The 11,764-nt window shown below is 49.4% G+C and carries 8 protein-coding genes; all 8 read right to left on the bottom strand.

From position 1 onward, the window contains the following. Positions 1-278 precede the first annotated feature (278 nt). Complete coding sequence (locus tag MJZ26_13560; protein MCQ2106804.1) at positions 279-4,082, bottom strand: tetratricopeptide repeat protein; 3,804 nt, start codon at positions 4,080-4,082, stop codon at positions 279-281. A gap of 81 nt (positions 4,083-4,163) precedes the next feature. Beyond that, a complete protein-coding gene (locus MJZ26_13555) occupies positions 4,164-6,410 on the bottom strand; it encodes a tetratricopeptide repeat protein (GenBank protein ID MCQ2106803.1) in 2,247 nt (748 codons plus the stop codon). 11 nt (positions 6,411-6,421) lie between these two features. After that, positions 6,422-7,939, bottom strand: coding sequence for an OmpA family protein (locus tag MJZ26_13550; GenBank protein ID MCQ2106802.1), 1,518 nt, complete (start codon positions 7,937-7,939; stop codon positions 6,422-6,424). 199 nt (positions 7,940-8,138) lie between these two features. Continuing rightward, complete coding sequence (locus tag MJZ26_13545; GenBank protein MCQ2106801.1) at positions 8,139-8,339, bottom strand: hypothetical protein; 201 nt, start codon at positions 8,337-8,339, stop codon at positions 8,139-8,141. 124 nt (positions 8,340-8,463) lie between these two features. Continuing rightward, entirely contained in the window at positions 8,464-9,258 is a 795-nt protein-coding gene (locus MJZ26_13540) for a 1,4-dihydroxy-6-naphthoate synthase (GenBank protein ID MCQ2106800.1), read from the bottom strand. A 35-nt stretch (positions 9,259-9,293) separates the two neighbouring features. Continuing rightward, on the bottom strand, positions 9,294-9,959 hold the full coding sequence (locus tag MJZ26_13535; GenBank protein ID MCQ2106799.1) for a futalosine hydrolase: 666 nt from the start codon (positions 9,957-9,959) through the stop codon (positions 9,294-9,296). 6 nt (positions 9,960-9,965) lie between these two features. After that, a complete protein-coding gene (locus MJZ26_13530) occupies positions 9,966-10,922 on the bottom strand; it encodes a PfkB family carbohydrate kinase (GenBank protein ID MCQ2106798.1) in 957 nt (318 codons plus the stop codon). A gap of 29 nt (positions 10,923-10,951) precedes the next feature. Continuing rightward, the coding region (gene tyrS, locus MJZ26_13525; GenBank protein MCQ2106797.1) for a tyrosine--tRNA ligase at positions 10,952-11,764 on the bottom strand (813 nt) is incomplete at its 5' end.

Raw genomic sequence — 11,764 nt, 5'->3', positions numbered from 1 at the left:
CCAAGGCCGATCAGGAAGACGACCAAGATGATCCACATGAACTGCCAACCATCGGATTCGGGGCTGAAGGATTGAAGCATTTTAGACATTAGAGTACTCCTTTATTGAGTGTTTTTTTGGTTAATTTTGAATATCTTCGTTCATATTTAAATTTTTTGGGCAAATATAGGAGTCCGCCATTAGTAAAATTAGTTTTACGAACGTCAAAATCTCCTTTTTTTGCCTAAAAGAATAGGGGAACCCTATGAACAAGGTCCCCCGTAAAATTGTTTTTACCGCTAGTAAGCGTCGCCTTCGTCGTCAGCTGCAGATGCTGCAGGAGCGGCGGTCGGAGCGAGCTGCTTCTTCAGGGAGGCAAGTTCAGCCTTCAACTTTTCGTTTTCAGCCTTAGCTTCCTTGATAATGTCGCGGTAGGTTGCCAACTGTTCTTCCGGAGTCATGACTTCAGACTTAGCAATCTGTTCGAGACGAGCCTTCATCTTGAAGTATGCCGGGTCGGAGAACAAGGTAGACGGGTCAAACTTTTCAATCTTGGTGTTCAAGGTCTCTTCGTTTTCGTCGAGGCTCTTGAGGAGTTCGAACAGCTTGGCGGTCCACTGGTTGTCAATACCATAGTGGGCAGAAGCCTTAATACCGGTAGCGCACTGCGGAACAGCGAGCTGCTTTGCACCTTCGGAACGGTTGTTCAATTCTTCACGGTAGGCTTCGAGGTCTTCGTGGACGGCTTCAACAGCGTCTTCCTTAGCCATACCTTCGTATTCAACGTATTCCTTCACGATAGCAGCAGAGTCCGGCAGCGGAGAGTTAGCGAATGCATCAGCAACTTCAACGAACACTGCGCAACCCTGATAGAACATTTCGATGTAGCCTTCTTCAGCTTCGATCACGTCCTGGTTGTAGAAGCCCTGGTCGCGAGCAAGATCGATGTTCTTCTGGAAGATCGGACGAGCCTGTTCGTAGTAGCTGGGAAGCTGCTGCACAATACCGATACGTTCAGCAAAGCGTTCGTCTTCCTTCTTGCCGTTCAGTTCCTGTTCGCGGATCTTAGCAGCCATGGTCACGAAGAGCATACCCATGCGGTTGGTTGCACGGAAGGTCCAACGTTCAGAAGCGTAAGTTGCAGACTTAGAGTAGTGACCCATGGCCTTCTGCAGAATGTCAACCAACTGCTTGATGACCTTAGCCTTTTCCTTGTCCTTACCCTTGATAACGATGGGTTCCATCTTCTTGTATTCATGTTCACCGAGGTAGTAAGCTGCTTCAGCAGGAACAGCCGGGTCGGCATTCTTGATCTGAAGACCGTACTTATCGTAGTTCTTGAGGGTTGCATCGTAGTCAGCAACAGCCTTGTCTTCTTCCTTCAGTTCCATGTAGGCACGAGCGGCACCGATGTAAGCTGCAATCAGCTTTTCCTTGTCTTCGTTGTACATCTTGATGAAGGTGTGATATTCCTGAGCAGCAAGATCCCACTTCTTAGCGTTAGCATAAGCCATGGGGATAGAGAATGCTGCATCCAGTGCGTAAGAGCTCTTCGGATAATCACGGACGAGGTCCTTGTTACAACGGATAGCTTCATCAACCATCTTGGCTTCGTCGTAGCTCAAGCATGCGCTATAGAGGTAGCCAGGAGTACGTTCATCCTTCGGGTAACGCTTGTAAGCGATTTCGTAGGTCATAGCAGCGGACTTCTTATCAGCGATGGTGTCATAGACCTGAGCTGCAGAACCGATTGCCATGAATGCCATGGAATCCTTCGGGAAGTTGTTGGTGATGAACAAGTAAGTCTGGGCAGCTTCGCGATAGCGAGTTTCCTTGAACTTCTGATCGTTGGGCTTGGTTGCAGCGTCCTTCTTGTATGCATCACCGGCACGAACAATGCCCTTGATGGTGAGCGGAGAAGAAGCATACTGCTTGGGCAAAATCATGAAGGTTTCAGCAGCCTTGGTGAACTGCTTTGCACTTTCGTAAGCAACTGCAGCTTCGAACACAGCCTTGTCAGCAATGTCGATGAGCGGGTAGCGCTTCACGAGAGCGAGGTATGCACCAGCACCCTTTTCATACTGGCCGTCCTTCACGGACTTTTCTGCCATCATGAACAAAACGTATGCAATGGACTTTTCGATTTCCTTAGCCATGGAATCATTTCTGGTTTCCTTGACCTTGGTGTACTGAACGAAGAGCCATTCAAATTCGGAGAGGGATTCGTCAAGCTGGCTGGATTCCAGGAGGGACTGAGCCAACATACGGCTGATGAGCAAAATGTACTGATGGTTGGGGAACTTCTGCTTAAGGTTGCGAAGAACGGTTACAGCAGTCTTGTACTGCTTAGCATCGTAATGAACGATGGCAGCGTTGTAAGCAAGTTCTGCGGCTTCCTTGTTCTGACCGAACTTGGCCATGTACTTGTCAACCTGTGCGAAGTAAGCCTTAGTTTCTTCGGACTTGTATGCCTTGACAGCGTCGTCGCCATACTTGTTCTTCTTGGCAGCTTCACGACCCTGGTCCATGACGAGAACGGCGTTATAGGCAGCTTCTTCCTTCTTCAGGAGAGCTTCAGAGCCCATGGGACGACGACCGTAACGGGTGGTATCGGTGTCAACGATCCAGTTGAACATCTTGGCAGCGTTAGCATACTGAGACATTTCCTGGTAGACGAGAGCCAAGTTGATATGAACCTTGTATTCATCCCAGGTGGGTTCCTTAGCATAGCGCTTCAGGAATGCTTCGTAAGCCTTGATAGCTTCTGCATACTGCTTCTTACCGGCTTCCAAGTCACCTTCCTTAGTGAGCTTAGCTGCGCGAGCGTGATGGTACTGCGGAATGTCGAGCATAGCGCCACGGATGGCGGTTTCAGCATTCTTCACAGATTCCGGATACTTCTGATTCTTCTTGTACCAAGAAGAGTTGCGGTCATAGCGCTTAACAACAGTGTAACGATGCTGCTGAGCTTCTTCAAACTTCTGCTGGATGATCAAAATTTCGATCATAGCGATATCAGCAAGAGGAGCATCGATGTAGTCCGGGTTGATGGACATCAAACGCTTGAAGGACTGGACAGCTTCTTCGTTACGGTCATGGTCCTTGTTCTTCATACCGATACGGTAGTAGACGGAATCCTTAAACGGAACCTTCTTATCCTTCAAGAAGGCTTCTGCTTCCTGGACGCCACCACCTTCCAAGTCAGAGAAGGATGCAGCCATGAAGTCCATAGCTTCTGCGCGCAAGTCAGCAGGATATTTACCCTTATCAGCACCAATGATATATTCGTAGTACTTAACAGCTGCAGTTTCGTATTCTGCAATGTTATAGTAGGATTCAGCCAAGTGGTACATTGCCAAGGCAGCTTCCTTACCGGTCAAGGTTTCGAAGCCAGTCACCTTCTTATAGGCGCCAATAGCATCGCGGAACTTGCGGTTCATGAAGTGGTATTCAGCAATACGGAGCCAAGCCTTCGGAACGAGGCCGTTATCCGGGAAGTTTTCAACGAGGCGCTTACGGAGCTTGTAAGCCTTTTCGTCTTCACCAGAAGCTTCCTGCACTGCTGCAGCCTGGTAAATCACGGTAGGAGTCTTGGATTCCTTCGGATACTTATCGATGTATTCGAGGAAGTAGCCCAAGGACTTCTGATGATCGGCCTTCGGGAGCTGATCAATGTTGGCACACTTTGCCGGCTTGTTATCACGGTCGGCGCACCATGCTACATCTTCTTCGTACTGAGCGTTCTTGTCCAAGAACTGCTTTTCTTCCAGCTGGAACTGGTAGTGACCCAACTGCTGGAGAGCGGAAGCGCAGCGAGCGTTCTGCTTACCCTTACAGTTGTTAACCTGTTTTTCCCACTGGGCGATAGCCTGACGCATACCATTTTCGTCGAGGCCACCAGAACGGCAAGCCTGTTCGGCCTGGTTCTTCAAAACTTTATAGGAGTTTGCGCACTGGGTCTTTTCAGAACCCTTAGGCATTGCCTTACACTTTGCAGCCAGCTTCTTTGCTTCGGCCACTTTGTCTTTACAAGGGTCTGATGCTGCGAATGCATTACCAATCAGCGAGCAGACGATTGCACCAACAAGCAAAAATTTTTTCATCGTTCTCTTTCCACCTGTGTATTCTAAAAAAAGGGGAAGACCTAGGACCAAAAAGGTCCCAGGTCAAATTCATCTAATCTGTTATTCGAGGTCCATGTCGCCCAAGTCGTCATCCAGGTTTTCAAGTTCCTGAGCGGCTTCGGAGCTACCAGCACCCTGACCCATCTTGGTCTTAACCGTTGCCAAGGTAAAGCCTGCGTCATCCAAGATGCGCTTACGGTTAGATTCGAATCGGTCACTCTGGATAGCCTTCTGGTTAAAGGCGGCATAATCTTCGATTGCAGCGTTAGCCTTATCGAAGGAAGGCTTCAAAGCTTCACGCTTGCTTTCCACACGAGGAGTGGGGAGCTGGCGAGCGAGATCAAGAGCCTTGACCTGAACAGAGTCAAATTCATCCTGCATAGAATCGTATGCCTGACGAGCACTATCACGAGCAGCAACAGAGACAACCGGCTGTTCGGTACGCTTTTCAGCCTGTTCAAGAGCCTTAACAGCGCCATTGTAATCCTTCTTCATAAAGTAGCAGTAACCGGTCACCAGGTAAGCTTCGGAAACCAGGAAGGATTCCGGAAGATTCTTGATAATCCACTGAGCAGGCTTCATAGCTTCATCGGGCTTGTTAACCTTCAGGAAGGACCATGCGATACCCAGCATAGCTTCGTCGTAAACCGGAGAACCGGGCTGGACCTGGCCATACATCTGAGCGGCAGCACCGATGTCGGCCTTTTCGCCAGAGAAGAAGATATGGCCGAGCTTAACACGAGCAGCATCCTGCAAGTCACGTTCAGACTGGTTGGAAACCGGCTGTTCGGTAATATCACGGAAGCAGTTTTCAGCTTCGTCCCACTTACCAAGGCGGCTGTAAGCAATACCCATGGTATAGCGAGCGTAGAAGTAGTTTGCGTTACCCGGAAGGATAGCTGCAAGCAGGTCTACAGATTCCTGATAGAGGCCCTGTTCGAACTTGATCTGACCAGCAACGTAGTCTGCGTCAGCCTTAACGTCGCTTTCGCCAAACTTCTGAGCAATGCCCTGATACTTAGCCATAGCTTCGGTATACTTACCTTCCTTATAGTCGATGTTCATCAACTGGAAGTGATACTTAGCACGCTGGTCACTCTGCGGATAGCGCTTGATTGCGTCTTCGTACACGGACTTTGCAGCCTTGTGCATACGGAGGTTTTCGAAAGACTTTGCCTTATAGAAAGCAGCCTGGTCAACAAGGTGGAATGCGGGGTACTTGGTCTGAACCTTACCGAAAGCATAGGCAGCTTCGAGGAACTGACGGTTCAAGTAGAGACGCATTGCAGCACGGTAGTCGTTTTCAGGTTCGATCTTCAAACGGCGATAACGTTCTTCACCAATCTTTTCTTCGCGGGTATCACCGAAGCGAGAAGTAATCTTCACAGCCCAGATGAAGCCACGGTTCTTCTTGGCGTAGAGGTCATCGTGAGACATTTCCAGGTCAAGAGCCAGGTAACGGAAGATGCTAACATCCTTAACGTTAACAGTGGCGCCAGCAACCGGGTAGCCTTCCTTTGTGAAGCGGAGGCGAACACCAAGGTGCGGGGACAGGAAGTAGGTCAAGGTGAAGCTCATTTCAGGATTCAGACCTTCACCACCTTCTTCATCTTCGTGAAGAACATCGATGAGAGAAATTTCTGCCTTAGCTTCGAGAGAGCGGTTGAGGCCGCGATAGAAGAAGGAGAAGTTCAGGTTAGACGGAATCTTGTAAGCGTCTTCATCGGTAAAGAGCACCACAGTGCTTGCGTTGTCGGCGTCAGCAGTGCTGATAGCCGGCTGCAGAGCGTTCTGGAATGCTACACCAACCAACAAGTAACCATACTTGGAGGAGGCAAGCGGATTCCAGCTGACACCCACGTCAGCACCGAAAGTCAACTGCTTCACATCATCGAACTGGTTGATGTAAAGGACAGAAAGGTCAATACCCAAAGAGATGCACTGCATCAAATTGTAGGCATAGCCAAGCAACCAGGAGTATTCACCGTAGGACTTGCCGCCATCAATGGAAGCACCGTTTTCGAAGAAGGACAAGCCCAAGGTGTGCTTGTAGTCCATGGGGAAAGTCAAGCTGATGTATTCCTGGCTAGCTTCACCACTGATGGAGCTGAAGAAAGCAGCGCTCAATTCAAGCTGATCAGTTTCGGCGATTCCTGCCGGGTTAACGTACATAGCGGTGTTGCCACCGAATTCTGCAAACCAGTCGTTCTGCTGATACTTATGCGGAGAATACTGGGCGTCTGCAAACAAAGAAGTGCTAGCGACCGAAAGGCCGAGGACTGCAGTCTTAACAAAATTAGAACGCATCACCTACTCCTTTACTTGATATCCGTGCGGATGAACTCGATACGACGGTTCTGGGCACGGCCTTCGGCGGTTTTGTTAGAGGCAACGGGCTTTGTGTCACCCATACCCTTAGTTTCAATACGGCTTTCGTTAATGCCCTTCTCAACGAGGAAGTTCTTAACGGAGTTAGCACGATCGGACGAGAGCTGCATGTTCTTGTCCTTGTTACCAACGTTATCGGTATGACCGATAATTTCGAAAGTAGCGTCGGTGAAGGTTTCCATGATGTCCACCACCTTCATGAGGGAGATGTAGGAATCCTGAGTAATGGTTGCCTTACCAGATTCGAAGTTAACACCTTCGAGCACAAAGACCTTCTTCGGCGGCTGCGGAACTTCATCCGGGCATCCGTCGTCATCCTTATAGCTATTCAAGGTTTCTGCCTGTTCCGGGCAGAGGTCAACACCCTTACAGATGTGAGCAAAGTTGGAGAGCATACCCTTAGCTTCTACCCAAGGATCGCAGAGACCATCGCGGTCGTTGTCGGCATCCGGGCAACCATCGTCGTCCTGGTAACCATCGAAGTCTTCAGCTTCTTCGGGGCAGTTGTCGAGGCCGGTGCAAACAGAAGCGTACTTGTCGGAGAAGCCTTCTTCGGAAACCCACGGATCGCAAAGACCATCAGCGTCGGTATCCGGATTACGAGTTTCTTCGGCAACTTCTTCTTCCTTAACCAGGTCGGTGGGAGTAAGGCCGATGTCCTGCTTACCCTTACCGCGCTTAAGCATCGGAGAGGTGGACTGGCAGTAGAAGTTCGGCTTGGACAGGGAGTGGTTGATGAACTTCGGGTCCAAGGAAACGTTAGTGCGGTTCACCTTGATGAACTGGTTGAACGGATAGTAGTTCTTGTAGATGTTGTTGTATTCCACCTTCGTCTGACCGGCAGCCGGGTCAGCGTACACACCATAGTAGTGGTTTTCCATGAAGATGTTGTTACGAGCAACTACGTTGGTCGGGCCCTTGAGGGCAAGGCCAGAGTAGCCGTTACGAAGGACAACGTTATGTTCGATATAAGCGTCGAGGGACTTAGCACCCCAGGCCAGAATACCGGACCAGCGGTTGCCGTATACCACGTTGTTGCGGAGGTGCGGGAGAGAAATGAATGCACCGATACCCGTTGCGTGGTTGTCCAACACATAGCAGTGATGAATGTAGGGAGCAGCGTTTTCGCAAAGAATACCTTCGATACCGTTTCTCACAGTGAAGTGAGACATTTCGGCACCAGAAGTACCCATGACGGTAGGACCTCTGCGGCCACCATCGATGATGGTAGTCGTGGGATCTTCGCCCTTAAGTACAACACCCATGATCAAGGTGATGTTTTCGTTATAGGTTCCGCGTTTGACGAGGATGGTATCCCCAGCATCCGCATTTCCGAGAGCATCAGCAATCTTGTCGAAATCACCAGGCACGTTGATATTCTTTGCCATGGCGGTTCCGGTAAGAAGCATTGCCCCGGCCGTGATTAAGACCAGTTTCTTTAGGGTCATACTGCTACGTTTCTCCAATCATAGAACACATAAAATTCATACATCTACACCACACCCGTTTGGGCGAAGCATAAAATTCAAATGGGAATATACCTTCAAAAGCGCCATTAGTCAAACGATTTTCGCAAAAATGGGCGAAAATCATGTAAAAATGTTGTGATAATGGTCGCATTTTACAATTCCCAATGGGATGCGAAGGTTAATCGGCGGATGCCGGTTCGGCCTTCTCGTCCTCCTTCTTCGCCCCCTGGATGGAGACGCGAATCTCCTGACAGGTCTTCTTGATATCCTGCAAGACCTTACGGGCGCGGGTTCCGGCAGACTTGTTGCCGCGTTCAAACTTTTCGTACTCACGCTTGAAGTTTTCAACTTCCTGCTCAAGATCATTCACTAAACTCATATGCAAACTCCAAAAAAAAGATGCAGTATGGAAAATAAATAAAGTTTTTGTTAAAAATTCGCCGTTTTGAAAAATTAACTTTACATTTCAATAATATTACAATTAAATTAAACTAGTCAACAGTTTATAAACCACGTACTAACTGCCACAGATTGTCCAGAGCGGCATTTCCCCGCTCACCCACATTTTCAGAGAAGTCATTGACAAACATCTTGATATGTGCCTCAATCACATTTTTATCAGAAATCTGAGCCTTTTCGTCAATAAATGGAGTAATAAGGTTATCTCGGCTATGCGCAACTTTCAGGCTTTCACGAATTTCACTTTCTACCTGGAGCACCACTTGATCGGGCAACGAACGCCTAGCTACCGCGATACCCAACGGGATGGGAGTTCCCGTTTCCTGCTCCCAAAATGCACCAAGATCCTGCAAAAGGTATAGACCATCGCGCTTCCAGGTAAATCGATGTTCGTGGATTGTTACGCCCTGAACATACTTCCGGGACAAAAGCCCCTCATACACCTCGTTGAACAAGGCAAACTGCAATTTAAGATTTCCACCAAACTTTTTTTGGTACCAGAACTTAAACAGCATTGCAGCCGTGGTATTCGCTCCAGGAAGAACCGTTGCGGAGGATATATCAAAAGCATCGCCATTGGAGGACAAAAGCAACGGGCCACAACCATAACCGATAGCACCACCGCAGCCAAGGCAACGATAGTCCTTTTCAACCTTCGGGTACACCTGGGCGCTGACTTTCGCCACATCCAGCTTTCCCGCGATGATCCATTCATTCAAGGTCTGCACATCGGCGAAATGGACATCCCATTCAAAGGGAGAATCCTTAAGACCTGCAATCAAGGCCTCGTAAATAAAGGTGTCGTTGGGACAGGTGGAAATTCCGAGAGATAAACGCATTCTTTCAATTGATGATTGATAATTGATAATTGAACTTAGCGAAAGAGTTCCCGAAGTTTTTCCAGGGCCTCGGTGATTCGCCAAGCGGATTTGTCGCGGGTGGAGGCGATGTTACTGATAGCACGAATTTCCAGGACAGGAACCTGAAAGGCCTTGCAAATAGCAAGGGCGGCCGCACCTTCCATGGATTCAACTTGACAAGCAAAGTTATTTACACGTTGCTCCGCCATGTTGTACGATCCTGTGCAGCAATTCACAGTAAGCCCCCTTACCGCAGGGAGCTTGGCTAGACCAGGAAAACGATCAAGCAAGAAGTCGTCGCCAGTATATGCCGGAGCATTTGACCACGGAACAAAGGATTCGTCAGCCTCATTAAAGCCCAGGTCGCCCACAGTTTCAGAGAAAATCCGAACAACCTCCCCCACCTGGATTCCGCTCTGGGGATAGGCGCCGCATATACCAAGTGCAATCACAGAGGAAACGGGCATTTCCTTTTTTTGAAATTCCAAAAGAACCGCAGACAGATTCGCAGAAAATTCCAGGGACCCCACGCCAAGTACTGCAACAAATTTATCCCTGGACGCAAGAGGTATTACTTTATTTGTAGTATAATCGGAAGCAGCATTCAGCTCCGGGAAAACACCCCGAGCCTCGGTCAATGTGGCAAAGGCGTAAAGAGTAATTCCCAGGGAATCGGCCATGGAGTCTTACTCCATTTTTTCTATGGAATCTGCAAGAGCTGCTTCAAGTTCAGAGACTCGCTCCAACTTAAGATTCCAGGGACGTTCCACTTCACAGCGTGCGACGGCGACAGAGGTTGCCTTAACCAGGCACTGTTCAAAATCAAGACCCATGCTATCGGCAAGGAGCCAACCGGCAAAGAAGGAATCACCGGCGCCAATATCGTTTTTCATCTGGATGGTTGGCGGCTGAAGCTCAATTCCTTGAAACTTCTTTTCTACCAGACGGAAGGCGCGAACCGGACCTTCCTTATCGGTAATCACCAGGTTGTTGATAGGAAGTCGTTCAAGAACCGCCGTGGCAGACATCTTCCAGAACTGGGGGCTAGAAAGAACGATAGGGATGCCCATGTCTTCAAGAAGAGTGCAATATTCCTGCATGTTGATTTTCAGGAGTTCGACACCCTTCTCCAGCCACACGTCGATATCCTTGATTGCGTCAACGAAAATCTTCTTGCCGGCAAAGTCCAGAGTATTTATCTGGCTCACGTCAAAGCCCTTGGGGAACGAACCACAAAGGGCGACACACTGCGTCGTGCTCCAATACTCGTTCAAAGTCTGAATGAAATCGTTGTTCTCAGATTCCGTAAGAACGGGAGACGGTTCGATAAGCTCGGTGGATTCTCCACCGCTTACGATAGTCGTACAAATGCGGGTCGGTTCCTTAATCCAGACAGGAGCCTGCTGAATGCCACAGGCCGAGATTTCGTCATAGATACGGGAACCATGCTGGTCGCCCAGGAAATGCATCAGGAGCGGAGTTCCGCCAAGGAGCTGCAGCACACGGCCACAGTTGATGCCCTTGCCCGAAGCGTATTCCTCAACCTTGGAAATACGATGGACCTCGCCCACTTCGAACTTGTCCAGGAAGAACAAGCGCTGCCAGGCAGGATTAAGACCGAGGATGAGGATTTCTTGAGGCATAAACTACCGTTAAGGAAACTGCGCGAAACTTAGAAGTTCACCTTGTAGAACTTGCGCTTACCCACCTGGATAAGGAGTTCGTCGCCGCCCTTGATTTCGATCTGGGACTGAGGATCGGCAAGCTTTTCGCCACCGATCTTTACACCACCGTTCTGGACCATGCGACGAGCTTCACCCTTGGAAGCAAAAGCCTTCACTTCCACAAGGAGATCGAGGGCACCGTAGGAGCCGGCTGCAACAGAGCATTCAGCAGCGTCGCTGGGGATTGCATTACCGCTATGAACTTCCTTTTCGTGAGCAGCGGCGGCTTCCGCAGCTTCGGCACCGTAGTACTGAGTTACGATGTCGATGGCCAGGCGATGCTTTGCTTCGTTGGGATTCATCTTGCCAGACTTCACATCGGCCATCATCTGCTTGATTTCTTCCATGGGGATTTCGGTCAGCAGTTCAAACCAGTTTTCCACAATGCTGTCGGCCAGGCTGTAGATCTTGTGGTACATGACGTCGGGAGCTTCGTTGAGGCCCACGTAGTTACCGATGGACTTACTCATCTTGACCTTGCCGTCGGTACCCAAAAGGATGGGCATGAAGAGGCCGATCTGGGGTTCCATGCCTTCAAAAATCTGAAGATCGCGACCGCGGAGCACATTGAACTTCTGGTCGGTACCGCCAAGTTCCACGTCGGACTTGATGGCGACGGAATCGTAGCCCTGCATCATGGGGTACATGAATTCGTGAAGGCTAATGGGAGTGTTAGCGGTATAGCGGTTGTGGAAGTCTTCGCGTTCCAGCATCTGGGCTACAGTGAACTGGCCCATGAGTTCGGTGACCTTGCTGAAGTC

Origin of the sequence: Fibrobacter sp., from assembly GCA_024398965.1 — a bacterium.
Lineage (GTDB): Bacteria > Fibrobacterota > Fibrobacteria > Fibrobacterales > Fibrobacteraceae > Fibrobacter.
This window is presented reverse-complemented; position numbering and strand designations above follow the sequence as displayed.

What these genes read in the sequence shown, in the direction of transcription:
- MJZ26_13555 (MCQ2106803.1), bottom strand. Translation starts at nt 6,410, where the DNA reads ATGCGTTCTAATTTTGTTAAGACTGCAGTCCTCGGCCTTTCGGTCGCT.
- MJZ26_13530 (MCQ2106798.1), bottom strand. Translation starts at nt 10,922, where the DNA reads ATGCCTCAAGAAATCCTCATCCTCGGTCTTAATCCTGCCTGGCAGCGC.
- MJZ26_13550 (MCQ2106802.1), bottom strand. Translation starts at nt 7,939, where the DNA reads ATGACCCTAAAGAAACTGGTCTTAATCACGGCCGGGGCAATGCTTCTT.
- MJZ26_13560 (MCQ2106804.1), bottom strand. Translation starts at nt 4,082, where the DNA reads ATGAAAAAATTTTTGCTTGTTGGTGCAATCGTCTGCTCGCTGATTGGT.
- MJZ26_13535 (MCQ2106799.1), bottom strand. Translation starts at nt 9,959, where the DNA reads ATGGCCGATTCCCTGGGAATTACTCTTTACGCCTTTGCCACATTGACC.
- MJZ26_13545 (MCQ2106801.1), bottom strand. Translation starts at nt 8,339, where the DNA reads ATGAGTTTAGTGAATGATCTTGAGCAGGAAGTTGAAAACTTCAAGCGT.
- MJZ26_13540 (MCQ2106800.1), bottom strand. Translation starts at nt 9,258, where the DNA reads ATGCGTTTATCTCTCGGAATTTCCACCTGTCCCAACGACACCTTTATT.